Raw genomic sequence first — 25,968 nt, forward strand, 5'->3', positions numbered from 1 at the left:
TGATGATTTGATTGTTAGTATGCAACATGAGAAGTTACCCTTATTGATTGAGATTCGACACCTTTAATCAAAATCGGTAACTTCTTCTTTTTCAAGACCTATGTCAGATTAAGTCTGAACTAATACACTTGATGCTATTTTTTATTTCTGCTTATAGCTTTATTTACTATACATTCCCACTATATTCTTTCCACACATAAGTAATTCCATTACCCTTATAACGATAAAAACCAAGTGGCTCATGTACGCGTTCAATCAGTTGTAACCATGTCTTTTGAACAATACCTTGCCCATCATAGCAATGGGTGTATTTCGGCTCTGGAAAAATGCCTTGAAACTGATAATCAGAGCAGGTGAATTCCCATTGTTCTTTGAGCAACGGTAAATAATCAATTTCATCGCCTAGGATGTAAATGAATGCTTGTGCTGTTAGCTTATGATCAAGCCCTTTGACGATACGCCACTGAATATCAGAAAGTATACCGCTGAGCTGTTTAGCCCCATGTAGCCACTGGAAGTATTTCTTCAGTATCTTTATTGATTCCTTCTCTGCTTCTTCCTGTGTCTGGTAATGGGGTGGGTCAGTTTGCGTAATCAATGGTAACTCTAAGAAAATGCAATTGGCTTGGTCTTGTGTTTGCATAACGCGTCTGAAGACGGTTTTCTGTTCATTACGAAGTTTTTGCACTTGTGCTTCATATTTATTCGCTTGGAGCTTTGCTTTAGCGACATATAACTGACCACGAAAAAAATCAAAGTTATTTTCAAATATATAGTTTGGAATAGGCTGCGGAGAGGTTACCAAACCGATATTTTGCAGTGAAAATTGATGAAAGCCTTCTAAGTGAGGATGGGGTTCAAAACCTTCAAATAGATCAATGAAATGAGCAAATAGCGGTGCTTGCTGTAGGGCCCAAACAAATAGTGGATTCATAGCAGGGTATGGGCATGCTGCTGTGGGTTTAGCATAGACCTTAATTTTAGCCTGCTCTAACTGCTTGCTGAAATTTATCAGTCCGAGTGCGATTTGACTAAATAGAATATCCCCAAAAGCAGGCCGAACCATTGTGACGTTTGAAGTAAAACCACCAGTTCCACTTGGGTAAACATTCGGTGGTGTTTGAGTATGATTAACAAATAAAGGTTGTGCGTTTGGTACAAATACTTGGTTCATGTTGAAAATCTCTGTAATAGGGTTAAATAGATCAATAATGTTGAGTAAGGTTCGGACGACCCATCTGCCTACGTAGATGAGGTAAAATTCCCGTATTGAGAGTTTTGACGCGTTCTAAGCTGCTATGTAAGACGTACTGTTCAAACTTGGCAAAGTAGTGAATCACCTTTGCAATATTGTCGTATTTGGTTTGGTCATTACGGTTGATTACGCCCAAAGCATCGTATTTGTACTTCTTGCGATTTTTACTGGTATTGCAGTTAAAATAGCTATGCTTACCATCAATTTGCTTATCCCACATTTCACCAATCATCCGACCTAAGCTAATGTCTTCACGATGCTTGCTACCACAAAAAAAGAAAAAGCCATGAATATGCAACGCCTGATCTACGCCATGCTCAAGCTTCCACACGTAGCCTTTTAAGTGCAAAGATTTGCTGCGACGTAGTTTCTGTAAAATCGTATGAAAATGCGCTACGATTTCTTTATGGGTAAAATGTTTCTTATCTGCTGGTAGATAAAAGTCAACACGTACACCCAATAAACGCGAGTATGATTTGCGAACCATATCAACGTATTTCAGTGCATTCTTTTCACGCCTTCTCGCCATCTTTCGACGGTCATTCACCTGTTGGACAAATTTTGGATCTTTTAAGCCTTTAAAAATTCCTTGAATAATAGAATTACTGATCACAGCTACAGACTTTTTAAGACCTGTCGCCATTCCATTTGCATCTAGTACGTTGAGCTGATCATTTGGGTAATTAACCAAATCAAATAAAATATATGGATCACTTGGAATTACTTGATTGAACGTTGCTGTTACTAAACCAAACTCTTCACACTTCAACTGCATGGGTGTGTTTAACTTTTTTGTCGCTAATAAAAAACTTCGAATTAATTCCGATAGTTCGGGATAAATTAATTCCCAGTGATCTGGAACCAAGTCTTTTTGCTTAGACTGAATCCAACGATAAAGATAAGTTGCTCGTTGTTTTTTAATTTCATTGCATAAGAGAATAGCATTTACACATGCAACAATTTGCGGGTCTAACTGTTGTTTAAACAGCAGGTTATTTGTCAGTAAGTTTCGTAATTCAGTGCTATTATCTGCATTAGTTGAGTAAGCATTGTCTTGCTCAACGTTGATACCGACCTCATCAATTTGTTTCGATAATGCTTCTTCGGTCTCAACTTCAACCTCAGTTGATGACTCCAGCTCTTCTGGAGGAGTTACGGTTTGCATGGGCTCAAGTCTACACATGAACTCAAGGTCAGGTTTAAATTGATCCATTTCTCTAATCGTCATAGATATAGTTCCAATCTGTAAAAAAATACAAATTGCTGCCATCTAACCTATAGTATGTATTGAATCTGAATATGATCTATAAGATATTGAATTCATTAAGTTATGAGTACAAACTTAATGGTTTGTACTCATTGAACTGATATCGAATCTATTACTTATCTTATGTATAAATATATAGATCAGTAGATTATATAAATAACCATATTAATCATTTAGATATGTTAATAGTGTGTATATCTTAATCATATAAAAACCAACACTCTAAAATTAGAGGCAACAACGGTTAACAAGGGCACTTGAGATCAAGTCCCTATCTGACATATCGATAAATTCTGTTCTGCGTGAGTGAAAAGATAAGCACCTAATGCTTATGCTTTTTTCGAAATCAACCATTCATTGAGTTCGTGTTGTAGCCAGCCTACGGCTGAGACTCCTATCTTAATAGGAGTTGGGAATGTTGGATCGTATCGCCTCGATTTGGGGTTGAGTTTTTCGTAAATTGAACTACGTGATAATCCACATGTATCGATGACTTTTGGTAATCGAATAATTTTTATCGATTCATTTTCAAGATCATTACTCATGATCGAACTCCATAGACTATGTTGCTTTTGGTTCGACTGAATTGTGATTTATGGTGGATATATTTTTTAATGAAAAAATAATATATTTTAATACTTTGAAAAATATATAAAAATTTGGTGTGACGTGGATAAAGACTATTGCTCGGTACGTTTTATGAGAATGTTGAAAACGATAAATATTATTCATCAAATTCAGACATCACGGGAGTTTTCTGATTTTTATCATTGGCTGAATGATTTCTACCAAGTTGAAATTAGAGAGCTTATCGGAGATGTATGTGGCGAATTTTTGCTTAAAGAAGAAAATTTCCAGAATGCTTTGGATTTTGAAAAGAAGGTAAGCAGTTATATTTTTGATTGTATTCAATACGGGCGTAATAAGATCAATCGGGGGAGTGAAGCTCTATTGATCAAACATCTAGGTAACGACTTATTTGTCAAGGAAACTGATCAGCTTTGCTTGAAGTTTAAGAATCTTTTAGTTGGCAATGAGCAGCTAAAAGAGGCGTATATCAAATTGACAGAACATATCGATATTCGATACTTAGTGACGTATCGCTTTGATCCTGAGCATTTGTTTCTAACATGGTTTAGCATCGAAAATCATTTTTCCAGATCAGAGCAGCGTAAAACACCGTTTAGTCACGATGAATATTCAAGAGTTAAAAAATTCGAAGCTGATATTTATCGATATTTACATGACTTTGAAATTTTGGCTAAAAATAAAGGATATGAGGTAGGTCATATAACACTTACTGATTCGGCTATGTTTAAAGATGAAGCACATAGTGAGGATTACTTAACATTACGGTTAGCTGAAAATTTTAGAGTTCCAGTGGTAGATGCTTTGTTAGATTACTTGGAATTTGCAACATACAAATTGAATCATACATCCTCTTCAACAGGTGTTGATCGTCCAAATACTTCACGTTTAAAGCAGTTAGAGCGAATTATCCAGATACTTAATGCTGAGAAATTGAAAAAAACATCGAAAAAGGGCACTGGAGTTATCAACTTACTTTGTTATACGGTTTATAAATTAAAGGAACAACAGCTTGCCTCAAAAAGGCCTGTGAAATACAAAAATGAGAATACTAAGCACCTATTTGATTATATTGCTAATTTACTTCAGTCAGTAGGCATAAAATATTCATATAATGCCGCTGCAAAAGATAAAGCTGACCTGAGACTGGTTGTACATTTTACAGAAACTGCGATTCGGAATGACCTATTTGCCCTGTATTTCGAATTTTTGGACAAAACTAGACCAGTCACTCAATTTTCCAATTATATAATAAGTAATGAAACTAATTTGCTTACGCCCTATGTTTTAGATTCAACTGATAGCTTTGACCTTTACAGGAACATTACTCAGAACGTATCGGTTAACCGCAGAAAAGAGTTATTTGATATAACAGCTAATAACCTAGGTACAAAGATGTATACCGAAAAAGTTAAACCTTTCAGTTTTGCAAGTTTGTATACGGATGAGTAAAAAACCTTTATTTTTCTAAGACAAGGACTAATCTTTACACTCGTACAAACTGCCAAAATTACGATTTTTTACGCTAAATTGGCTACACTGCTGACTGGATCGGTCAGCAGTTTCGTCCAGTATAACATCAAATTTCGCGTTACCAAACGCGTCAAAATTTGGTGTTTTGAATGCCTAAAAATTATAGGTATAGGTCAAACCGCTGTTGGTGGTAATGGTCACTTCACGCACATTTTCAGCAGCACAACCGAGATAGACTTGGGCCACTGAGCCATAGCGCATATTCTGATAATCATAAAAGCCTTTGGTTCTACAATTACCACGGTTGATTGATACGTTCGTCAGGGTGGTCGGATCATCATTTAGTGACATGATATTGAGTTTATCCACATAGCCTGTACCTGAATATTGCGATTCATCACGGCGAACACGAACTTCGAATTCTTCTTGTAATGGCGGTTCCTGTGACAGTTCTTGTGCCTGCTCAGCATCAGCACCATTTTCTAAAAACGATTTATCAACGACAAAATCATCCTCGGATTGATTGCTCGTCTCAGACTGATCAGAAGTGCCATTTGCAGTAGAGGCCGTATTTTGATCTGCTGCTTGGGGTTCTGCTGTTGCTTGAGATTCTTTGGCTGGACTACATGCGGTTAAGCCTAGTAATAGTAAACTGGATATAAGAATCGGGTGGATCAGTTTCATGGCTGAATTCCTAAAAAATTGCTTATTTCATAAATAAAGTCGTCGTTCGTTCTTAGTGGTTATTTACATTTACCTTTATGAACCGATTGCACCAAACGTGGTTCAGTTTTGTCTGTATCTAAACGTAAGCAAATGGCTTTCTTGCTTTTGATTGAACTGGAAATCAGTTCTTCACCCTGAATCGGATTGCTACCACCTGCGTTATAAACTTGATAGCGTTTACCTGTAGTGGTCTTAAAACTAAAGGCATCACCTGATTCACTAAAGCCTTCGATCTTTTTAACAATCACAGTTGTTGAATTAGATTGTGCAAACAGCGAGGTGCAGATCAGACTGAGGCCACAGGTCAAGATGAGTTCTTTCATTTGGTTATTCCTCTGGCTTAGTTCTTAAAAATCGTGACAGGCCAGACCACGGCTTTGCCAAGGTTGTAGGCATAGCTGTAATGCGCGGTACTGCTGCAATTCTTGAAATACACTGAGCAAATCAGTGCGATCAGCACATAGCCGATAATTAAATAGTTTTTCATGTGTTTCCCCAGATACTTGAATTTATGACTGACATTGCTGAACAGCGTTTGCCATCACCACATTGAAATCTTCAGGTGGTTGCATCGTTTCTCGAACTGTGACATCCGCCATTTTTTCCATAAATTCAGGCGAGTAATGTGCTTCGACTTTGTCGTAAATACAGCCACAGGTAGAGCGGTCTAAACCACCCGCCTGACAACCTGCTTTAAAGTCACGTTTGACTTTGCTGTCACAGGCAGTGAGCAGGGTGCTACTCAGGACAATAGTCATTACCCCGAACCAAGTTTGATATTTCATTTCTGTTCCAAATCATTGTTATCTATTGTTCTAAAGTCATACGGATGGGTTTATTTATGCCAGCCTGCCAGATAAATCAGCAGCCATAGTCCGCCTAGCACAAAAATAAAGGGACCAAGCATCGCCACCACGACGACAATTAAAATGAGCTGTGCGATCAATTTCATAAGGTTTTTCCAGCACAAAGCACCCCCTGAATTAAAAACTCAGTGGTTGAACAGTGCGGTGAAATCAATCAGAGCACAGGGCAAGACAATAAAGTTGGAATCGGTATGAAATGCCGAAGTCGAGAAGTAGGAATAAATGAAGCGAGTGCAGGGGAAGAAAGCACAGTAAATTGAATCATGATTGATGACTCCTTGGAATTATAAGAAGTTCTACCGAATCACTGTCAATTGATTATGGTGGCAGAACGAGAAGGGGTTGACAGACTGGGATCCAAGGAACCAGCACGCACAAGGCGTCCCCCTCCCGTCCTACCGCAACAACAGGGGGACACGAGGGTTCCACGACATACAAAATTACTTTCATATACCGTGCTGGATCTGCGGTCTGTCAAAACCGACTGGCAATGTAGGCCAGCCCTTGCATCATAATCGCTGATAAAAATCAGGTCAATTGATCCCTGTATCAAGTCATTAAAATTGATTTAAAAAAGCATCGATTAAAATCACATTCTAAAAAAATACAGATACATATCATTTAAATGAGAAGCATGTGGCTCCTTCAAAACAGCCTATGCAATAACCCAATTTACGCTTTGCCTGCTTTCCCCCAAAGCAGGCTTTTTTTATTTCACTCATTTTTATTACAGGAATTATTCAGATGAGTTTGCCATGTCCTTATTGTCAGTCCCGAGACACGGTACTGCTGGAATCTCCACAACATTTAGTCATCAACAGCAATTCACCTTCAGCACAAAACAATGTGATGTCTCCTTTAGCACTGGCCACTTTAGGCATCAGTGTTTCTAAAAGTTTAAACATCCCCCCGATTGCAGGCGCCTTAGTGGGTGTCCTGATCGGTGGCATTTGGATGTTGGTGACAGAGGATGAAGTTCAAAACAGCTCGCATCCTGTCTATACCGGACATTATTACTGCAATGACTGTGACCGTGATTTTAGTCCAAGCATCCGTAACTAATTTTTAAATGAATTTATCCAATTACTTTTTACAGCAATTTAACTTTTTACAGGAATTAAAATCATGGCACATCAACTTGAACAAATGGCTTATGTCAGTGAAACCCCTTGGCATGGCTTAGGCAACCAACTCACGCAAAACCAACCGATTGAAGTCTGGGCACAACAAGCGGGTATGGACTGGCGGATTGAATCCTCTGATGTCAGCTATATGGCTAAAAATGATCGAGGACAAAGCATCATCATGCCTTATGAGGAACAACGTGTACTGTATCGTTCGGATACTCATGCTCCCTTGTCTGTGGTCAGTCAGCGTTATCAGGAAGTGCAACCTAAACAGATCTTGGAGTTTTACCGTGATTTAACTGAACAATCGGGTTTTGAACTGGAAACCGCTGGTGTACTCAAGGGTGGCAAGAAGTTCTGGGCATTAGCACGAACTGGACAGACCTCGGCTTTAAAAGGAAAGGATGTCAGCAATGGTTACATCCTCTTAGCCACTGCTTGTGATGGAACACTGGCCACCACAGCACAATTCACCAGTATCCGCGTAGTGTGTAACAACACTTTAGCGATTGCCTTAAAAGGTCAGAACGCAAGTGCAGGTGTAGTCAAAGTGCCGCACAGCACCAAGTTCGATTCCCAGAAGATTAAACAGCAACTGGGTATTTCAGTTCGTGCATGGGATGAACACATGTATGAAATGAAACAACTCAGTCAGCGTAAAGTCACACAGACTGAAGCAGCAGCCTATTTTGATGCAGTGTTTAACAATACCAGCTTAAGTCCAATTGAACAGGATGAAGGCATTATTCAGTTCTATCGTAATGTCGCTACCCAAGGGAACCAATCCACTAAAGCTGAAAACAAGACTGAACCGAATGGACGTGCCATGTCGAAAGTCATGACTATGTTTAACGGGCATGGTCGAGGAGCGGAACTGAGTTCAGCCAAAGATACCGCTTATGGCTTACTTTGCAGTATCACCGAGTTTGCCGATTACGAACGTCGTGCCATGAGTCAAGATCACCGTCTGGATTCTGCATGGTTTGGTGCTGGAGCAGGGCTTAAGCAACGTGGACTCGAACAAGTTTTACGGATGTTAGCCTAATTTCAAATCATTAATTGATTAGCCTAAGCCGACTCATCACCATACTTAAACGCTCAATCTTACAAATGACTTAACTACTTTATTCAAAAGCTGTGTCTACGGACGCAGCTTTTTTATGCCCAAAATTCAATAATGACAGGAAATCGTTATGAACTCAGCCGTAATTCATCCAAACAACGCAACACTCAATATCTACACCAATCGCCCAAAGCTCTTCACCGCAAAACGTTTCGTAGAGACTAAAAATATGACCCAAGCCGAATGGCTGGAAGTCAGACGCAAGGGTATTGGCAGCAGTGACTGTGCCGCAGCCTGCGGGCTCAATCCGTATATGTCGATGTTGGAACTATGGATGATTAAAACAGGACGGATTCAACAAAACATTGAAGATGAAAGCGAAGGCCATGCACCCTTGTACTGGGGTAAACGGCTGGAGCCTTTAGTTGCGGAATACTACAGCATGCATACCAACTATAAAGTCCGTCGGGTCAATGCCATATTACAACACCCTGATCCAGACAAGCATTTTATGTTAGCCAACTTGGATTATTCCGTGGTGGGAGATGCCGATGTACAAATTCTGGAATGTAAAACCGCAGGGGAATACGGAGCTAAGCTGTGGCGAGATGGTGTGCCTTTATACGTGCTGTGTCAGGTGCAACATCAATTGGCAGTGACAGGAAAAAAAGCAGCGCATATTTGTGTGTTGCTCTGTGGACATGAAACCCGTATTTTTAAAGTCACGCGTTCTGAGTCAGTGATCCAGCATATCGTCAATGCCGAGCGTTACTTCTGGGAGTGTGTGGAAAAGGATACCCCACCTGAAGCCGATGCCAGTGAATCCGCAGCCAAAGCTTTACAACTGCTGTATCCCGAACATGTACCACTCTCTACCACAGACTTATCTGAAGATGAGCAAGCCAATCAACAGTTTGAGCAACTGATCCGAGTACGTAATCAAGTTGAAAAGCATCAGGAGCAGTTCGATCTACTTAAACATCAGCTTCAGGCCAAGATGCAAGAGACTGAACGTGCCACCTTTAAAACAGGTTCAGTGACGTGGAAAAAGTCTAAGGACTCGGTCTGTTTAGATAGTAAGGCCTTACTCAAGCAGTACCCTGAATATTTAAATCAGTTTCCACAAGCTAAACAGGGCACACGGCGTTTTAACATTTATAGTTATGACAATTGAAGATGAATTAGTCTAAACAGATACGTAACTAGATGCTAAAAATCCCATTACTTTAGTTAAAGCATTTTTCTTGCAAGAATTGGTATTATTGTAGATTCCTGTGCAATATTTAGTTAAAACAAGAAAATTCAATATATTTCAAATATATTAAATTTAATTACGATCAAATTAAAAGGTGATTTAATGAAAATAGAAGTGGCTAAAAAAATTTTAGAAAGTTTGAATCCATCTGAAATTGAGAGATTAGAGATAGCTCATTGGCGATATATGCATTTCATTGATATTATTGACGATCCTAATCCTGAAGATGTTGATCAAGCTAAAGAAGATCGAAAAGCTTATGGCCAGTTGTTTACACCTTCAGTATTTGACGTTGAAAACTCAATTCAATTTATGATGAATATTACTGGTTTGCCAAGAGATTATTGCGAAGCTTGGAGTGAACATGATTTCTTTGAAACATATGGTGTAAGTTCTGAGGATGTCGAAAAACAAGATCATATTTGATAACTAGAAATTTTATTATGAATTTCAATAGTATAAGAAGCTAATCAAAATTCTTTAGGCTTAGATGCAATTCTATTGATCTATTGTAATGCTGATTGAAAAACAGCATTCGCTTATAAATGCTTAACTAAATCATTCAATCCAAAATCCCATGCGTAATTGCATGGGATTTTTTTATGTTTATTTAATTCACAGAAAAGAGGAAACACCATGATTAAAGGTTTAGCTATTACACCGCCAATACTCGGGAGGATCAGTATTGGTAAGATGGTTGAGAAAAATGGTAAACGCATCCCTGAAAAAGATGACCAATTTACCTTAACTTCCCAAATCCAAAACAAGGACGGTTGGGTGAAACATCCACTCGATGAACAACTCCGAGCCAAAGCTCCCAATCAAAAACTCCGTAGTATCCCAGTACGGATGATCTTTAATGATCCTGAACTCAACCTTCGAGCAGAGTACAGTTTATTTGATCGACAGACAGGACGCGCCGTGTGTGTGGGTAATGGAGAAACTTGTCAGCGCTTAACCAATCAAGGCGTAGAGCATCATCCCTGTCCATCTCCTGATCTATGTCAATTAGCGCAAGGTGGGCTGTGTAAGCCTTATGGGCGGTTGTATGTGAATCTTGATGAGTCGGATGAGTTCGGTACTTTCGTTTTTAGAACCACTGGTTTTAATAGCATTCGCACCTTAGCCGCACGACTCAGTTACTACCACGCTGCATCCAATGGCTTACTTTCATGCCTACCTCTGCAACTCACTTTAAGAGGAAAGAGCACCATGCAAAGCTATCGAACACCTGTGTATTACGTGGATTTAACACTACGTGAAGGTATTCATTTACAGGAGGCGATTCAAACCGCTAAGGAGATTGATCAGAAAAGTAAATTGTGTGGTTTTAATCAAGTGGCTTTAGATCAAGTGGCTCGGCAAGGTTATGGCAATGCGCAATTTGAAGTGGATGGGGAGGAAGGCGATGTGATTGTTGAGGAGTTCTATACTGCGAGCAATCAACAGCAAGATCAGAAACAAGTTCAGGGCTTAACGCAAGTGCAGGATGTTCAGAACGGTTTGCAGCAATCTGTCAGCACAGTAAGTTGAGACTTCGGTAAAATGCGAAAGTTAATTTTTACGAATCTCTCAATCATTTGAGCGAATTGCTGCTCGCATTAAAGATTAGGAGTAAACATCATGAATGCGATTACAGGTCAAACTTTTGTAATGAATCAAATTATTAATTTGAAAGAAGTCATTCAATTCACAAGTATTAGTCGGGCAAAGATCTACGAAATGATTAATGACAGTTCAAGGTATTATGATCCAAGTTTTCCAAAACCAGTGCGTTTAAGTGAGTCGCGTATTGGTTGGGTTGCTTTAGAAGTTCATCAATGGATTGAAGCTAAGATACAAAGTCGTTAAAGGTGGGAGCGAGAGCTCCCTTATTTTTCGTATTTTCACTCGTGTAACGCTGGTTTAGTAACAGTTTCGAATTCAGTATATATGTCTGGATGGTTTTTAATTAAATAATTTTTAACATTGTTGTTTGAAAGCAACTTTTTTAAATAACCAGTAGCTAGAACCAAGTTTAAAGTATCTTGAGCATAATCTTGCTCAAGAATTTTAAACTGGACATGTAAATTAGCTCGATCATTTTCAATTTTTTTAATCGCTTCGAATGAATTATCCATTTTCTTTATTTTTTTTGTTGGTTCTTTAAGCATACTTGGTTCGGTTGTCATCAGGAGAGCCTTTGCATAGGGTACGGTTATGTTATTGAGAGATAGCATTAGCTCTGCACATTCAATTTGTCTCAGGGGTTTCATTTTTCGAAGAAGAGGGAAAATGTTAGGAGAAATTTCACGATTTTTCAGTAATTCAATCACTTCAGGACAAATACCATTCAGTAAATTCATTTTGGTACGAATAGCTCTGATGTCTATATTTAAGGCAGTAGCCAGACGCTCTTCGTTGACACCTTGCTCTATTGCCCGTCTAATCATGAAGTGTTCTTGAATGGTAGCTAAGCGATTGATTTTTTTATTGTAAGTGTAGCTCTCATCATCTGAAGAGAGTAAGCAGGGGATTAGGGTATAACCTAATTCTTTTAAAATTTCAAAGCGTATATGTCCATCCAATAAAATATACTGAGCTTTGCTGTTTGCTGAACTTACTATAAGGGGTTCAATAATCCCAATATCTTTAATTGAAGCCTTGATTTGCCCATATTTTTTTGTATAAATGGTACTTTTAAGTATGGTTTTGCTTAAAAGAAGTTGACTAGGCTTAAGGTATAATGGGGTCAGTTGAAATGCGATATTTACCTCTTGCATATGTACATCCTATTTTTCAGCTAATTGAACTTCTAAATATTGCGGTAAGGTATCGAGTGATTCAGCCCGTAATAAATTAAAGAAATTTTCATCTTTTCTTAAATGGGATATAGCACCAGCGATAAATGCCAATACTTGCTGAGTATGGTTTGCCCTTTTGACAAAGTTGTGTACCCGTTCCACTTCTTTTTGATATGTTTTAACAACATCATTTGCAGAAATTTTACTTGTTCTGGAATTAGGGGCGTAGCTTAGATTTTTACCTACCAATTGCCTTCTTTCGATAACTCTTTTCGCTTGTAAAAGTTGATGTCCTTTTAGGTCGCCACTTTCATATGCTTCTTGTAAAGCAATTTGAATATCTGAATTGTTGTCAGCAGTTTTTGAAATATTCAGGGCAACACTGAGCGGAATTTTCTTTTGTTCAACGGCATAAAGTAATCGTTCCTCACCATTTTTTAATAAAGTTAAAATGCCTTGAATATACTCAGGAACTAATCCGGTCTTTTTAGAGATAGCATGTTTGTCATAACCTAAATCTGACAGGCGTTCTATACAGCTTAAAAACTCCATCGCACGATGTTGGCGTCTAGCTATATTTTCAACCAGACTCATGATTAAGGCTTCTTCTTTGTTTACATCAATGATGCGAGCTGGGATTTCTGTTGCTCCAAGCTGCTTAAATGCTTGGATTCTTCCTTCACCGCAAATGAGTTGATAGGGTCGGTTTTGATTAGATATTCTGGTGACTGTGATGGGTTTTTTCAGCCCCACAGTACGGATGCTTTCTACAATCTCAGCGAAGACTTTTTCATTCCGATCTCTTGGATTTAAGATTTCAATATGTTCGATTGGAATCATAGAAACAGGTGCATTTGAGTTGCTTTCTAAGCTATATATTTCCATTTGACACGCTCCGCCATTCCAAATAAGTAGTTCAGGTTTGTAAATCTAAAGCTTTCTAATTCGACAGGGTTGAACTCACCAAGACTGAGCTTGCCACACATAAAATCTAATCTAGGTAAAAGGTAATAATCTTTTATTGTTGTGTTTGTGGCATCCAAGCGAACAACAACAGTGATGTCTGGGTTTAGTATGGTGTCAAATCTTACTTTCCAGCGATAGTTGCCGCTGTTTAATTTATGGCAGCGGGTCAGAACTAAGGAAATACTGATTTCATCATTGATGAATATAAGGTCACTTAACGGGTCTTTTTGAATGTAGGCGCCATTTAATTTTGCCATTTCACTAATCACTTGCTGCGTGATTTCAGGGTGTAGTTTTCGTAAGAACTTATTTATTTCGACATAGTGAAAGTCTCGCTCAGGTTTAAATCCAATGAGTTCGTAGGCTCTGAGTAGACTCCCAAAACGATTGGAATAGACTCCAGTCTTTGGTGTAATTTCAGATTCATTGATTATAAGACCAGAAAGAAAGCCATGCTTTTGATACAAAGTCCTTAACAAGTCTAATAATTCTTCATCGGTATATTTACGTGAACGTTCTCGAATTATGCCTTGAGCGGTGTAAAACATGTCTAGCGGTACAATAGCTTCAAATGCCTGATCTTTTCTAATCCATTGTTCTGTGGGGTTGGAAACATGTGCTTTTTTAAGTTTAAAAGAGGTTTTATTGAAGACATTATTACCAATGTACTTTTCGTTAGTGAGGACTTCATGAACCGTATTTCGTGTCCATTCACGGTTAAAATCTGTCTTAATATTTTCTGAATTTAGTTTTTCTGCGATTTGAGATTCGGATAAGTTGTGTTGAATAAACCATTCGTAGATTTGGTGTATAACCTTAATTTCTTCTTTTGGACCCGCGACAAGAATGACACGATCCATTTGAAAGCTTTTGTGTTCACCCATTTTAAGTAAAGTTTTGAAGTTTCCTTGCTGATCGATCAGTGCGCGTCTTAGACCATAGCCAGCAGTTCCACCTTGTCTAAAGCCTAATTCGATCAAGCGGCATTGACCAATAAAAACTTTATTGGAGAGTTCACGGCTATATTCGCCAGCCATTGTCCGTTTAAAGCTTTTCATAACGGTTGTGAATGGAGTCCCATCATTTGCGAATTGTTCTGCACAATAAATGATTTGGATCCCTGCACGTTTACAAATATATTCGTAATAGGCACTTTCATCAGCATCTTGGAAACGTCCCCAGCGGCTTACGTCATAGACTAATATGATCTTAAATTCAATTTGCCGGAATTCTACATCTTGGATTAATTGCTGTAGCCCAGCTCTTCCACTTAAACTTAGCCCGCTCTTGCCATCATCCACATATGTTTTAATAATTTTGATATTGTGTTTTTGAGCATACTCTTGAATTTTATCGGATTGGTTCAAGGTCGAATATTGCTGATGATCGGTAGACATTCGGACATATTGAGCCGCCCAAATAGGGTGCTTTGATTCAGAAGTTTGTTGTTGTGTAGAGTGGGAAGAATCCATAACAGAGACCTAAGTAAAATTTAAAAAAGATAAAAATTAATTGGGTTAAAGCTGCTTACGATTTTTTTGAGAAATATGGTGGAAAATAGCAGGAATGCCAGAGTCAGGTCATAACTTATAAGAGAATTACTCTAAGGCTTCATTATGACGTTTTTATGAAATCTGAGTGAGCTTTACCCATAGATGAATATTTAATAAGAATCTGTTTTAAAAGTATTTTTTTTAATTATCTGAATGAGAAATTAAATCTTTTGTAGCAAAATAACAAAATTTTTTTGTATGGATCTACGCTATATAAATTTAAAGATAGCGTAGATCTTGTAATTTAAAGTGACAAAAGCATACAGGGTATTTAATTAATTTCATTATTTAAATCAATTAAATACTTGATGGATTGACCGAGTGCATAGCCCAAAAGTGGTGGAACAGCATTACCAACTTGCGTATATTGTGGTACTTCAAATTTGCGCATCTGCCCACCTGTTGTCACTTTAGACAGGAATTTAAAGTTATCTGGAAAAGACTGGATACGCGCCATTTCACGCACGGTAAGTGTTCTTAAATCGCTATAGTGGCATGCATCATCTGGAATAGATAAAGCAGCCGGTGCAGGTTGATGTGGTATCAAGGCTTTTTGTGTTTGTTTTTTAGTTTGATGAACTTTTAAATATTGAACCAAATCATCACGGCTATAAAAACGAACAGGCTTACATTCATCATTCAAGAAAGCTAGCGCATGTAATTCATTAAATGCTTTTTCCGAGATATTGTCCGTAATGCCCTTTAAAACTTGCTGTACTTCTTTCTTCGTTTCTTTCGATACGACATTTAAGTTCTGATAAAGCTTAAAACGCTTTTGGACATGAATACCATTGGCTCTTAACTCATAATTGCTTATTTGTTCGTGATCTACCAACAGCGGATTAAATAGTTCATCGAGTCGAGCTACATACGGCGATTTATCAATTTTATCGGTAATCGATAAATCCTGAATAGCATCTTGAACAGAGATTTCTTTACCTTTATAAGCAATTAACGGCTTTAAGAATGATTGAGTAAAGAATTCGGTATCATTATCTACATCGTAAAAATCAAGATGTCCGTATTCAAGTTCCGGATTAGATTTCACTTTTTCAAAGAACTCATAACAGCGATTAAATGCAGATTTTTCCACACTATTAAGCTTATCAATGATGTTCTTAAACACATCAACACGCATACCCAATAAGATAAATCTAGGTCGGTTTTGCGCTACACCAGCATACTTCGCATTTACGTGTAAACACAAAGGAATATAATCCATGCCAGCAAAAGCTTTAGCGACTTCATACCAAGCATAGAATTGACCTTTTTCAGTATTAAAAGCTCTTAAAATCCCGGTTACATTTTCTAGAAGAACAAACTTAGGTTGAGTTAATCCAACAAATTTTGCAAATTCCCACGGTAAGGTATTTCTTTCATTACCTAACTGACGTAAGCCAGCCAAGCTAAAGCTTTGACACGGCGGACCACCAGATACTAAATCCAATCCATTTGGTAATCCTTGATCTTGAATTTGCTTTAGCAACTCAGGGGAACGCTCCATCAATTTATTTAATTCAACAATACTGCCGACTAATAATTTTTTGTTCAGCATTGTTTTTGATGAAATGTCCGTATATCCACCTTCTTCTATTGGGGGATAAGCCTTTGGGTTTTCCCGAAGCCTTTTACTCATTTCTTCTTTTGAAAAACTTGAATTGATCCACAGTGCATGTTCTGGTTCATTATTGCCATCTAACTTTTCATTGAAAAAGTTATAGGAAAACGTCTCTGCTGCCATTGGAGACAATTCATTTGCAATGACTAGATTATATCCTGATGCTTCAAGCCCTAGAGACAAACCACCACAACCGGCGAACAATTCAATATAGTTCAAAAAATAAACTCAGTTAAATTTAAAAAATATTCCTATTCTAAAGTACACTTAACTAAAAATCCAGGGCTTACATCCATTAAAAATGAATCAAAGAACTCCCATACTTTTAACATCTGAACAAAATCAAATTTCTCTCAAAAATCGTCAGTATTTAGCGCAAAAAGGCATTGATTACGGCTTGTTATCTATTACTCAAACTGGTCTAGATAAATCAATCATGGACGCTGTAGGCTCATTGCGTGCGTATCTTAAAGAACAGCAATATCATAATTATGATAATCAATTACAAGGTACTCATCATAAAGTCCTAAATCCATGTTTTTTAATTGTCTCAGCCGATGAAGCACAAAAACAAAAGGTAAGCTTGTACCGCCCAGAGACAAAAAAAGGCGATCCACGTATTTGGATCTACGGCTTAAAAAGCTGTGCTCAACCCGGCGATGAAATTGCTTTAATTGTTGATAAAGGTGAGCTTTATATCTTCAATATTTCAAAGCTAGACTTATCCGTGAATCAAGTTCTAGCTCAAATTGTGAATGACTATGAAGCAGTGGCAAATGAATTACTTGAGCTACTACAAGCGTTAAGTAAAAAAGGTCCATTACAAGCAATCATGAAAGGCGATACCGCGATTGGCATGACCATAGAACATGCTTTAGGCGTTCCGGCAAACTCATCTCCTTTCCCTGATTACAAAGGAATTGAACTGAAATCATCGCGTTTAAATAAGGCTTCCAACCGTACCAATCTATTTGCACAAGTTCCCGATTGGTCTATTAGTACACTTAAAAGCAGTCAACAAATTGTGGATAAATATGGTTATGAGCGTGACGGTGATTTAAAGCTTTACTGTACTTTAGCTGCCAATAAATACAATTCTCAAGGATTGGGCTTTGAAGTCGATTTTAATAATGATGCATTAAATGAAATTCATATTGATGATGGCTCGGTTGTCAGTTGGCTTGGTCAAACCCTTAGAGATAAATTGCTCGAAAAGCACCGTGAAACCTTCTGGATTAAGGCAGATACTCATATAAGCAATGACGATGAATACTTCACGCTTAGATCAATTACACACACCAAGAATCCATTAGCTAGTCAGTTTTTGCTTTTAATGGAGCAAGGGATCATTACGATGGATCATTTGATTAAGCGGAAAAATATGACTGGCGGTGCAAGAGAAAAAGGGCCTTTATTTAAAATTAGACCGCAACACTTGAGCTTATTATTTCCAGAACCAAAGAACTATAATTTTTAGATATTTATAACATCCCAACTTTAAAAGAGATCTGTAAAATGGTGAGTGAGCAAAACATATTTCAAGAATTAGAGAATTTAGCATCAGAAGAAGGGTTCATTGAAGTATTAGCATCTATTGCATTTAAAGACACATTCATTGTAGTAGAAGGAGAAAATCTTAACAATGAATCTTTCATAAAATCTTATGATAAAACAAGACTTTCCAAGACTGAATTGGCAACTTTGATAGCCCTTACTATTAAAAATTATAGTGGAAATATCTTATTATCTAGAGAGCAGCTCTCAACAAAAATAAATAAAACCTATCATCTATTTGAGGAGCTACATAAATCGTTTCTTAATGGTGAAAATTTACAAGAGCAGTTTTCAAGTGATAATTTTTTCTCTTCTGGACCAATCATGAGAGAGTCTATTTACTACAGTGCTGAAGGTGCGTTTAAACACCAATATAGAGATATTTCTCAAATACGTTACAAAGCGGATGAGGCATGGCTCAAGCAGAATAAATGTTTTACGATTGCTGAGTTAGTTTCAGTTGTTTCATTAATAGAAAGAATTCAGCTTCAAAAGGCCAACCAATTATTAAATAGTAGTATTGAAAATTGGGAAAAATCTTTTTTGCCAATCTTTCAATTTAATTTGAAAGAGATTGCTCAGGAATCTCAACTGCCTTTAGAAACAATACAAGCTTGCCTTAATATATTACTGTCATGTCCTAAAGATAAAGGCCTTAATAGTTTTAAATCTGTAGATGATTTTAACTATACAAATGCATGTCCAATTATCCAAATAGATGATAATTATTATGCTTTTAGTACCCAAACCCTTTGGGAATCGATATATGAAAGTCCTTTTTTCTGGTTTAAAGACACTGCATACAATGATCAAGCAAGTGCCAACCGGGGAGTATTTACAGAGTTTTTTACTGCCTCTAGATTAGCTACTATTTTTGGTCAAGAAAATGTTTTTACCAATATTGATGTATTCAAAGGAAATAAAAAGGCAGGTGAAATTGATGTATTAGTTGTATTTGGAAAACTTGCTCTTATTATTCAAGCAAAATCTAAAAAATTAACTATTTCTGCGCGTAAAGGAAACTCTCAACAAATTGAAAAGGATTTCCAAGCAGCAATAGAGAATGCTTATAACCAAGCATTGGATTGTTGTAGGCTTATACAAACCCAAGATGCTATTTTCAAGACTGAAACTGGCGATATTCTCGAACTCTCCCGAGAATACAAAACTATTCTACCAATTTGTGTAGTTTCAGATCATTACCCTGCATTAGCCACTCAAGCTAGACAATTTTTAGAATCTGCAAAAGACGAAGTAATCAAACATCCATTCGTTACTGATGTATTTTTTATTGACACATTATCGGAGATGTTACCTTCCCCATTACATGTATTTGATTTTCTAATTAAACGTAGTGATTATGGAAACTCATTATTATTAAATCATGAGCTATCAACTTTAGCCTTATATATCCAGCAGAATTTATATTTTCCAGATGAATTCAACATGGTAATGCTTGATGACAATGTCACTTGTGATCTAGAACTATCCATGATGGCAAGAAGAGATAATTTAAAAGATATTCCATTAGTACCAGATGGTTTATTAACAAGATATTTAGATACTTATGTTGGGAAATTACTTAAGCAAGCTTCATTTTCAAAATCTTATGAAATTCAAAAAATTGGATTTAATATACTTTCATTAGATGAATCAACAATCAATTTTTTTAATGAAGCTATAGAACAAATGTTAGCGAAATTTAAAAAAGACAGAATTAGTCATGATCTTACACTACCAATTTCTGCTTCAAACACAGGACTAACAATTCATTTCAATATAGATAATCATGATATTGCCTATCCAAGGCTTAAAAAGCATGTAGATCGTAGAAAATATTCACAAAAGGCGCAAAGCTGGATTGGATTTTGTGTTAACCCGTATACCTTAGAAATTTCAACAGTAATATATGAGGATTTTGAATGGTCATACTCATCAGAATTACAAGCACTCGTAAATAATTACAAAATGAACAACAAAAGAAATGTACTACGGAAGGGTGGACCTACCGTTTCAGGAATTAAAACTACTCAGCCTATTAGAAATACCCAACTCAAGATAGGTAGAAATGAAAGTTGTCCTTGTGGTAGCGGTTCCAAATATAAAAGATGCTGTGGTGCTTAATTTTTTAGAGATATTTTATTCTATTTAGTTGTTTATAATGAATTTTTTGTGGAATGGAATAATCTTCTCCCTCAATCCATCAATAAAATCCGACCATTCCTGCATCATTTTTGTTCGATATTCTAAGTGCTGTGCATGGTTATACGCTTGAGATACCGCGTTACCTACAGTGTGTGCTAATTGTATTTCAATTGCATCATGCATATAGCCTTGCTCATGTAAGGTTGTAGACGCAAGCCCACGAAAGCCATGTCCAGTCATTTTACCTGTATAGCCCATCGTGCGAATCGCACTTAAAAGAGCATTGTTGCTTAGAGGTTTTGCAGTACTATGATTATAAAAAACAAATTTTTTATTGCCTGTAAGGGGCTTTAGGTCTTCTATAAGCTTAATAGCTTGCTGTGATAAAGGAACAATATGGGGTAGAGCCATTTTCATTTTATAAGCTGGAATGCGCCACAACTTATTCTCAAAATCAATTTCATCCCATTCCATGTTGATGAGTTCAGCTGTTCTCACAAAAGTTAGAGTCATGAACTGTAAGGCTGTCTTAACGAGGATATTGCCGTGATAACGATCCATACGTTCTAAGAAAGGTGGAAACTCAGAAATATCTAAGCGAGCCATATGCTTTACTTTACGGGGCTTTAGAGCTTCCTGAAGATGGGGAGTTGGGTCGTTCTCGATTAGACCTTTACGAATTGCAAAACGGAAAATACGCCCAGCTAAAGGTATGGAGCGTTTAGCCATCTCTTGGGCACCACGAGCTTCAATTTGTTTAGCGCAAGCAAGAACATCTTTACCCTTAATTTGATCAATAGGCATATGTCCTAATGCAGGAAAAAGATCTTTTTCAAATACAGACAAGTCGCGTAAATATGTACCTTCTTTAATAACAGGCTTTCGATCCTCCATCCATTCCATAGCTAGGGATTTGAAAAGAGTACTTTCATTTATTTGTTGTAAGCGTTCATTCTTTATAGCATTAGGGTCAATATTATTATAAAGCTGAATACGTGCTTCATCACGTGCACGGCGAGCTTGAGCAAGTGTGATCTCTGGATAGCTACCAATAGTGAGGGTGCTTTCTCGGCCATTAAATCTATATTTTAAACGCCAGAACTTTCCACCTGAAGGTGTAACCTCCAGATATAGTCCTTTTTCGTCAGAATAGCGCTTTTTTTTATCAAGTGGCTTTATTTTTCTAACTTGAGCATCAGTAAGCATTTTTAATGGTATCCGTGCAAATTGGGGGACGAAAAATAACTTAAAAAGTCTGTCCCCCAATTATCCCCCACGATATGGGGGATTGCAATGGATGTGCTAGGATTTAACAAAACAATAAAAAAGGCTTAAACCTATGTGGTTTAAGCCTTTCAGTACCCCGCTGGATGCTACGGGAAGCTAATTTGGCGGTGAAAGAGGGATTCGAACCCTCGAAACGCTATAAACGTTTACACACTTTCCAGGCGTGCTCCTTCAGCCACTCGGACACTTCACCATGGCGGAGGATAATATCGAAAAACAGGGCTATCGACAAGGTGAAACAATTGAATTCGAGCAAAAGTTTTAGCTCAATGATATGATTCGCAAAAATAGTGTCGATAATTGAAGACAAGATTATGCAAAGTACTGCAAAAAAAGCCGCACTGCCTGCGATTACCTTGGCAGCTTTAGGGGTTGTGTTTGGGGATATTGGAACCAGCCCACTCTATGCATTGAAAGAATCATTTCATGCTGCACATGGTCTAGGAATTAACCCAGAGAATGTTTTGGGTATTCTGTCGATTATTTTTTGGACTATGACGATGGTCATTACCATTAAATATGCTGCGATTGTGATGCGTGCAGACAACAATGGTGAGGGTGGCATCATGGCATTGCTTGCACTCAATTTACGCAATACGAATTTTAGTGATCGTAGAAAATTGCTTTTAATTTCGATTGGTTTTATTGGGGCTTCACTATTCTTTGGGGATGGTATTATCACCCCAGCTATTTCAGTCTTATCTGCTGTAGAAGGCTTATCCATCGCAACAGATGCTCTAGACCCTTATATTGTGCCGATTGCAATTAGTGTGGTCACAGCTTTGTTTGTGATGCAAAAATATGGAACCGCTTTTGTCGGTAAATTCTTTGGGCCTATCACTTTATTATGGTTTTTTTCCCTCGGCATACTTGGAATTTCGAGCATTATTCAAACGCCTTTGGTTTTAGGCATGCTCAGTCCGCATTGGGCCATTCAATTTATTGTGACCCATCCTTTAATGACGTTTTTTATTATGGGAGCCGTGGTACTGACAGTAACGGGTGGTGAAGCACTGTATGCAGATATGGGACATTTTGGACCAGTACCGATTCGCTTGGCATGGTTTATTGTGGTTTTACCTTGTTTATTGCTCAATTATGCAGGGCAAGGGGCTTTATTACTTCGCGATCCAACAGCAATTGAAAACCCGTTCTATCTTTTAGTGCCAGAGTGGGCTTTGTACCCTATGATCTTCTTGGCTACTATGGCTGCGGTCATTGCTTCTCAGGCCGTGATTTCAGGGGTATTCTCTTTGGCTCGTCAAGCGATTCAATTGGGTTATTTGCCACGTTTGAATATTAAACATACGTCAGATTTAGAGCAGGGGCAGATTTATGTTCCTTTGCTGAATTGGGTCTTGTTAGCGTCAATTATTATTCTGATTCTGATTTTCCAAACCAGCTCGCAGCTTTCTCATGCCTATGGTTTAGCCGTGACGATGACTATGTTGTGTGACACTTTGTTGATTGCTGTATTTATTCGTTATACATGGAAATGGAGCATGCCAAAATTGGTACTGCTGATTATTCCATTCTTAACTTTAGATTTGGTCTTGGTCAGTGCAACCTCACTTAAAGTGCTTTCAGGTGGTTGGGTCCCTTTGCTGATTGGTGGTATTGCTTTCTTATTATTAATGACGTGGAAGCAAGGTCGAGAATTAACTTTTGCTAAACTTCAGCAAGATACTCTACCGCTGGATTTATTTGTACAAAGTATTGGTGAACAGGCCAACTGGGTTGAAGGTGAGGCTGTTTTCCTAACTGGAACACCGACTGTTGTACCGCATGCGATGCTACACAATATGAAGCACAATAAAGTGTTACATCAAAAGAACATCATTTTGACAGTCAAAATTCAGGATGTGCCGTATGTAGAGGAACAAAATCGTTTCCATGTTGAAACCATGAATCCACATTTCTATCGCGTTGAATTGTATTATGGTTTTAAAGACGAAATGAACATTCCTTATGCACTTGAAGCCGTTTATCAAGCGATTGAGCTTGAATATAACCTGATGCAAATCAGTTTCTTCGTTTCACGTGAGCGGATCATCAGTACGGTGGGTGAGGGCATGATGCCGTGGCGTGAGAAATTATTTATTTCGATGCAAAGAAATACCAGTCCGGTGAGTGACTTCTACCAAATCCCGCCGAACCGTGTGGTTGAGTTAGGTAGTCAAATCGAGATTTAAACTTTAAAAAAACCAGCGTTTACGCTGGTTTTTTTGGAGGATAAATGAATTGTGATCTTAGTTCATTGGATCATTGACTGGTGCTTCAGGCATCGCTTGCATGGGTTGTTCCATTGAAGCATCTGGCAAAGCTTGAGCGGGTGCATCAGGTGATGGCAATGAGTCAGATTCAACTGCATTTACAGGTGCTTCAGCCGAAGAATCGAGCTGAGGTGTAGCCGCTGGTGCAGTGTTCATATCTACATTTGCCGCTGGTGCGACAGCATCATTAAGTGCTGCTTCAGCTTGTTGTGCTGAGAGTTCGGCATTCGGTGCTAGAGGGTGTTGTTCAGTAGGCGTGGCGGCGATTTCTTGTGGAGCTGATGCATCAGGCATCACTTGTTGCACGGGCGCCTCAGTCTGAGTTGTGGTTGGCATCATAGCTTGGTCATTTGGCGTACCCTGAGTAGCTTGATTCGCAGGAGCGGGAACATTTGCAACATTCGGTTCAAGTAATTTAATTTGCCCTGAATTTACGAGTTCTTGAATTGAGCCTGGTTGACCGTTCACTGTTGTGGTTATTTTGGCTTGAGATAGGCTTTCCAACGTATCGCCGGGTTGAATAGGTGGTTCAGCAAAAGCAGAAGCACTGACCACTGTACCGATTAAACCAATTGACATTAAAATTTTAGAATGCATAAGAACTCCGTAAAAGGCATGTATTATTTGTTCGATTCCTTTTTACCTTGGCATATAATTTGAAGTGACAGCAATGAAAGATACGCAATCGCATCACGTTACCGTAGAAAAACTCTACAAAAAAGACATTTTGTTACATGCAAAATCATCTAAATTTGCAGTTTTGTTTAATTGTTATGCGAATAGCTTTAGAGCGATATACTTCGTATACGCTGATTGTTAAGCTCGTGAAAAATAGATGTTTATGTAGTTGTGATGGCGAAGAAGAAAAGCGGTTCAGGTCAGTCTGTATCTAAAATGTTTAATCAAAATGGGCTGAAATTCATCTTGGGATTAGTGGCAACAGGAAGTTTTGCAATTGCCTTTGGTCAGGAAAAAATTCAGCAATACGTCTCTTTAAGTCCAAGTTCCAATGCAGCCTGTTTAGAGCAGTTTTACCGAGAAACTCCGCCCTATTTGTTGAAAGCTAGTTTGAGCAAACACAGTTATGCACTGTGCTTTAATGGTTTTAATGTCATGTATTCGGGTGTTTCAAAAACACCACTGTGGGTAGCAGAAGCGTTGACGCCACAACGTCTGAGTCAGAAAATCCCGCGTGAGGATAATTTCCATGAGGAATCAAATGTTGCGGTAACCCATCGCGCGACATTGTCCGACTATCGAGGCTCAGGCTATGACCGTGGACATCTTGTATACCCCCCTAAAAATATACTCTATATTTAAAATCAATAGCTTTGATTGAGTATGTATACTCAATTAATATACTCAACATTTTTATTAAGAAGGTAACTGTGAAATTTAGTTTTTATTTGACTTTATCCTGTATTTTTTTAAATACTTCTTTAGTTTTTGCTAAAGAGAATTTAAATAATATATATTATTCAGATATAGCTAAAAAAAGACCAATAGAATTATATGATAATAATCAAAAACAAAATTCTTTTAATGGTTGTAAAGACTTATTCCCTAAAGGAAACCCCAGAGAAACCACAGAGCTAACTTATTTTAATAAGTCTAAATGGGGTATTAGAGAGTTATGTTCTGATAATTTTGCAGTACTATATGCTGATCGGACAAAAACCCCCCTCCTTGTTATTGAAAAGTTAAGTGCTAAACAAATAAAGAATAAAGGTGAAGGCCTGCAACGAACAGATTTTTTCTACGCTGATCCAAGAACACCCACAAATGGCCGGGCAAAAGCATCTGATTATAAAAATGTTCAACCTAGTGTTGATAGAGGACATTTAGCACCTGCAGGTAATGCAATTTCAGCGCGTGGTATGGCCCAAACTTTTGCATTATCTAATATTTTTCCTCAAGATTCCGATAATAATAGAGGCCCTTGGAGAAAAATTGAAGCTGATGTTCGAAAATATATATCACGTTCAGAAGGTGATACTTATATCCTTTCGGGTCTCATATTTGATAAGCAAGAGAACTCGGTGAAGATTGGCAAAAACAAAGTATGGAAACCTTCTAGAATTTTCAAATTAGTTTATAACCCAAGTGAAGATAAAATTTGGGTGTATCTCATGAAAAATGAATCTACAAATAATGTATCTACTCCAATAT

General features: G+C 37.8%; 24 protein-coding genes, 1 tRNA gene and 1 pseudogene. 12 read left to right on the forward strand and 14 right to left on the reverse strand.

Translation table 11 applies throughout. The features are described from left to right. Positions 1-166: 166 nt before the first annotated feature. The 3 genes from GBI16_RS13855 to GBI16_RS13865 all read right to left on the reverse strand — a co-directional run bounded on the left by GBI16_RS13855 (position 167) and on the right by GBI16_RS13865 (position 3,067). Positions 167-1,174, reverse strand: a complete 1,008-nt coding sequence (locus tag GBI16_RS13855; RefSeq protein ID WP_151707269.1) for a hypothetical protein — start codon at positions 1,172-1,174, stop codon at positions 167-169. Positions 1,175-1,205: 31 nt separating this feature from the next. Beyond that, entirely contained in the window at positions 1,206-2,483 is a 1,278-nt protein-coding gene (locus GBI16_RS13860) for an inovirus-type Gp2 protein (protein ID WP_151707270.1), read from the reverse strand. Positions 2,484-2,851: 368 nt separating this feature from the next. Next, positions 2,852-3,067: an AlpA family phage regulatory protein gene (locus tag GBI16_RS13865; protein ID WP_130144412.1), complete on the reverse strand. Its 216-nt coding sequence runs from the start codon at positions 3,065-3,067 to the stop codon at positions 2,852-2,854. A gap of 124 nt (positions 3,068-3,191) precedes the next feature. On the opposite strand from GBI16_RS13865, the gene GBI16_RS13870 reads away from it, so the two are divergent. Next, positions 3,192-4,562 (forward strand): hypothetical protein, encoded by a 1,371-nt coding sequence (locus tag GBI16_RS13870; protein WP_151707271.1) that lies wholly within the window; start codon positions 3,192-3,194, stop codon positions 4,560-4,562. A 174-nt stretch (positions 4,563-4,736) separates the two neighbouring features. Here GBI16_RS13870 and GBI16_RS13875 read toward each other — a convergent pair whose 3' ends face one another. Genes GBI16_RS13875 through GBI16_RS13885 form a run of 4 tightly spaced genes read right to left on the reverse strand, consistent with a single transcriptional unit; the run spans position 4,737 to position 6,094 of the window. Continuing rightward, positions 4,737-5,267, reverse strand: coding sequence for a hypothetical protein (locus GBI16_RS13875; RefSeq protein WP_151707272.1), 531 nt, complete (start codon positions 5,265-5,267; stop codon positions 4,737-4,739). Positions 5,268-5,326: 59 nt separating this feature from the next. After that, on the reverse strand, positions 5,327-5,632 hold the full coding sequence (locus GBI16_RS13880) for a hypothetical protein (RefSeq protein ID WP_151707273.1): 306 nt from the start codon (positions 5,630-5,632) through the stop codon (positions 5,327-5,329). A 17-nt stretch (positions 5,633-5,649) separates the two neighbouring features. Further along, a complete protein-coding gene (locus GBI16_RS18685; RefSeq protein WP_004984451.1) occupies positions 5,650-5,796 on the reverse strand; it encodes a hypothetical protein in 147 nt (48 codons plus the stop codon). Between the two features lie 22 nt (positions 5,797-5,818). After that, positions 5,819-6,094, reverse strand: coding sequence for a hypothetical protein (locus GBI16_RS13885; RefSeq protein WP_151707274.1), 276 nt, complete (start codon positions 6,092-6,094; stop codon positions 5,819-5,821). 825 nt (positions 6,095-6,919) lie between these two features. Here GBI16_RS13885 and GBI16_RS13890 point away from each other — a divergent pair. The 6 genes from GBI16_RS13890 (at position 6,920) to GBI16_RS13915 (ending at position 11,471) form a co-directional block, all read left to right on the forward strand. Next, on the forward strand, positions 6,920-7,237 hold the full coding sequence (locus GBI16_RS13890; protein WP_151707275.1) for a hypothetical protein: 318 nt from the start codon (positions 6,920-6,922) through the stop codon (positions 7,235-7,237). A gap of 63 nt (positions 7,238-7,300) precedes the next feature. Further along, positions 7,301-8,347, forward strand: a complete 1,047-nt coding sequence (locus GBI16_RS13895) for a DUF932 domain-containing protein (protein ID WP_151707276.1) — start codon at positions 7,301-7,303, stop codon at positions 8,345-8,347. Positions 8,348-8,495: 148 nt separating this feature from the next. After that, positions 8,496-9,539, forward strand: a complete 1,044-nt coding sequence (locus tag GBI16_RS13900; RefSeq protein ID WP_151707277.1) for a YqaJ viral recombinase family protein — start codon at positions 8,496-8,498, stop codon at positions 9,537-9,539. 183 nt (positions 9,540-9,722) lie between these two features. Then, positions 9,723-10,046 (forward strand): hypothetical protein, encoded by a 324-nt coding sequence (locus GBI16_RS13905; protein WP_151707278.1) that lies wholly within the window; start codon positions 9,723-9,725, stop codon positions 10,044-10,046. A gap of 210 nt (positions 10,047-10,256) precedes the next feature. Then, positions 10,257-11,153 (forward strand): hydrolase or metal-binding protein, encoded by an 897-nt coding sequence (locus tag GBI16_RS13910; protein ID WP_151707279.1) that lies wholly within the window; start codon positions 10,257-10,259, stop codon positions 11,151-11,153. 90 nt (positions 11,154-11,243) lie between these two features. Continuing rightward, positions 11,244-11,471, forward strand: coding sequence for an AlpA family transcriptional regulator (locus GBI16_RS13915; protein WP_151707280.1), 228 nt, complete (start codon positions 11,244-11,246; stop codon positions 11,469-11,471). Between the two features lie 35 nt (positions 11,472-11,506). Here the strand turns inward: GBI16_RS13915 and GBI16_RS13920 are convergent, their stop codons facing one another. From GBI16_RS13920 to GBI16_RS13935, 4 genes are all read right to left on the reverse strand, one after another. Continuing rightward, entirely contained in the window at positions 11,507-12,382 is an 876-nt protein-coding gene (locus GBI16_RS13920) for a plasmid partitioning protein RepB C-terminal domain-containing protein (RefSeq protein WP_151707281.1), read from the reverse strand. A gap of 9 nt (positions 12,383-12,391) precedes the next feature. Then, complete coding sequence (locus GBI16_RS13925) at positions 12,392-13,288, reverse strand: ParB/RepB/Spo0J family partition protein (RefSeq protein ID WP_151707282.1); 897 nt, start codon at positions 13,286-13,288, stop codon at positions 12,392-12,394. Beyond that, a complete protein-coding gene (locus tag GBI16_RS13930; protein ID WP_151707283.1) occupies positions 13,270-14,841 on the reverse strand; it encodes a recombinase family protein in 1,572 nt (523 codons plus the stop codon). Before GBI16_RS13930 ends, GBI16_RS13925 begins: the two co-directional genes overlap by 19 nt. Positions 14,842-15,193: 352 nt before the next feature. Beyond that, on the reverse strand, positions 15,194-16,759 hold the full coding sequence (locus GBI16_RS13935) for a DNA cytosine methyltransferase (protein WP_151707284.1): 1,566 nt from the start codon (positions 16,757-16,759) through the stop codon (positions 15,194-15,196). Positions 16,760-16,841: 82 nt separating this feature from the next. On the opposite strand from GBI16_RS13935, the gene GBI16_RS13940 reads away from it, so the two are divergent. Both GBI16_RS13940 and GBI16_RS13945 read left to right on the forward strand, forming a co-directional pair. Next, positions 16,842-18,017 (forward strand): MvaI/BcnI family restriction endonuclease, encoded by a 1,176-nt coding sequence (locus tag GBI16_RS13940; RefSeq protein ID WP_151707285.1) that lies wholly within the window; start codon positions 16,842-16,844, stop codon positions 18,015-18,017. Positions 18,018-18,055: 38 nt separating this feature from the next. Beyond that, on the forward strand, positions 18,056-20,218 hold the full coding sequence (locus GBI16_RS13945; RefSeq protein WP_151707286.1) for a nuclease-related domain-containing protein: 2,163 nt from the start codon (positions 18,056-18,058) through the stop codon (positions 20,216-20,218). A gap of 24 nt (positions 20,219-20,242) precedes the next feature. Here GBI16_RS13945 and GBI16_RS13950 read toward each other — a convergent pair whose 3' ends face one another. Together GBI16_RS13950 and GBI16_RS13955 are read right to left on the reverse strand one after the other, a co-directional pair. Further along, entirely contained in the window at positions 20,243-21,445 is a 1,203-nt protein-coding gene (locus GBI16_RS13950) for an integrase arm-type DNA-binding domain-containing protein (protein ID WP_151707287.1), read from the reverse strand. 183 nt (positions 21,446-21,628) lie between these two features. Continuing rightward, a tRNA-Ser gene (locus GBI16_RS13955) sits at positions 21,629-21,719 on the reverse strand. 121 nt (positions 21,720-21,840) lie between these two features. Here GBI16_RS13955 and GBI16_RS13960 point away from each other — a divergent pair. Beyond that, a complete protein-coding gene (locus GBI16_RS13960; protein ID WP_086209092.1) occupies positions 21,841-23,718 on the forward strand; it encodes a potassium transporter Kup in 1,878 nt (625 codons plus the stop codon). 57 nt (positions 23,719-23,775) lie between these two features. Here GBI16_RS13960 and GBI16_RS13965 read toward each other — a convergent pair whose 3' ends face one another. Continuing rightward, positions 23,776-24,396 (reverse strand): hypothetical protein, encoded by a 621-nt coding sequence (locus GBI16_RS13965; protein ID WP_151707288.1) that lies wholly within the window; start codon positions 24,394-24,396, stop codon positions 23,776-23,778. Positions 24,397-24,651: 255 nt separating this feature from the next. Between GBI16_RS13965 and GBI16_RS13970 the strand changes: the two are divergent. Beyond that, positions 24,652-25,086, forward strand: a pseudogene (locus GBI16_RS13970) (DNA/RNA non-specific endonuclease); the annotation flags it as partial. Positions 25,087-25,187: 101 nt separating this feature from the next. Then, a partial coding sequence (locus GBI16_RS13975) for a DNA/RNA non-specific endonuclease (RefSeq protein WP_151707289.1) occupies positions 25,188-25,968 on the forward strand: 781 nt, incomplete at its 3' end.

It is taken from the genome of Acinetobacter sp. TUM15064 (assembly GCF_008980265.1).
Lineage (GTDB): Bacteria > Pseudomonadota > Gammaproteobacteria > Pseudomonadales > Moraxellaceae > Acinetobacter.

Excerpts from the sequence above, each read along its gene's own strand:
- GBI16_RS13855 (WP_151707269.1), bottom strand. The coding sequence starts at position 1,174 with ATGAACCAAGTATTTGTACCAAACGCACAACCTTTATTTGTTAATCAT.
- GBI16_RS13860 (WP_151707270.1), bottom strand. The coding sequence starts at position 2,483 with ATGACGATTAGAGAAATGGATCAATTTAAACCTGACCTTGAGTTCATG.
- GBI16_RS13865 (WP_130144412.1), bottom strand. The coding sequence starts at position 3,067 with ATGAGTAATGATCTTGAAAATGAATCGATAAAAATTATTCGATTACCA.
- GBI16_RS13875 (WP_151707272.1), bottom strand. The coding sequence starts at position 5,267 with ATGAAACTGATCCACCCGATTCTTATATCCAGTTTACTATTACTAGGC.
- GBI16_RS13880 (WP_151707273.1), bottom strand. The coding sequence starts at position 5,632 with ATGAAAGAACTCATCTTGACCTGTGGCCTCAGTCTGATCTGCACCTCG.
- GBI16_RS18685 (WP_004984451.1), bottom strand. The coding sequence starts at position 5,796 with ATGAAAAACTATTTAATTATCGGCTATGTGCTGATCGCACTGATTTGC.
- GBI16_RS13885 (WP_151707274.1), bottom strand. The coding sequence starts at position 6,094 with ATGAAATATCAAACTTGGTTCGGGGTAATGACTATTGTCCTGAGTAGC.
- GBI16_RS13890 (WP_151707275.1), top strand. The coding sequence starts at position 6,920 with ATGAGTTTGCCATGTCCTTATTGTCAGTCCCGAGACACGGTACTGCTG.
- GBI16_RS13895 (WP_151707276.1), top strand. The coding sequence starts at position 7,301 with ATGGCACATCAACTTGAACAAATGGCTTATGTCAGTGAAACCCCTTGG.
- GBI16_RS13900 (WP_151707277.1), top strand. The coding sequence starts at position 8,496 with ATGAACTCAGCCGTAATTCATCCAAACAACGCAACACTCAATATCTAC.
- GBI16_RS13905 (WP_151707278.1), top strand. The coding sequence starts at position 9,723 with ATGAAAATAGAAGTGGCTAAAAAAATTTTAGAAAGTTTGAATCCATCT.
- GBI16_RS13910 (WP_151707279.1), top strand. The coding sequence starts at position 10,257 with ATGATTAAAGGTTTAGCTATTACACCGCCAATACTCGGGAGGATCAGT.
- GBI16_RS13915 (WP_151707280.1), top strand. The coding sequence starts at position 11,244 with ATGAATGCGATTACAGGTCAAACTTTTGTAATGAATCAAATTATTAAT.
- GBI16_RS13920 (WP_151707281.1), bottom strand. The coding sequence starts at position 12,382 with ATGCAAGAGGTAAATATCGCATTTCAACTGACCCCATTATACCTTAAG.
- GBI16_RS13925 (WP_151707282.1), bottom strand. The coding sequence starts at position 13,288 with ATGGAAATATATAGCTTAGAAAGCAACTCAAATGCACCTGTTTCTATG.
- GBI16_RS13930 (WP_151707283.1), bottom strand. The coding sequence starts at position 14,841 with ATGGATTCTTCCCACTCTACACAACAACAAACTTCTGAATCAAAGCAC.
- GBI16_RS13940 (WP_151707285.1), top strand. The coding sequence starts at position 16,842 with ATGAATCAAAGAACTCCCATACTTTTAACATCTGAACAAAATCAAATT.
- GBI16_RS13945 (WP_151707286.1), top strand. The coding sequence starts at position 18,056 with ATGGTGAGTGAGCAAAACATATTTCAAGAATTAGAGAATTTAGCATCA.
- GBI16_RS13950 (WP_151707287.1), bottom strand. The coding sequence starts at position 21,445 with ATGCTTACTGATGCTCAAGTTAGAAAAATAAAGCCACTTGATAAAAAA.
- GBI16_RS13960 (WP_086209092.1), top strand. The coding sequence starts at position 21,841 with ATGCAAAGTACTGCAAAAAAAGCCGCACTGCCTGCGATTACCTTGGCA.
- GBI16_RS13965 (WP_151707288.1), bottom strand. The coding sequence starts at position 24,396 with ATGCATTCTAAAATTTTAATGTCAATTGGTTTAATCGGTACAGTGGTC.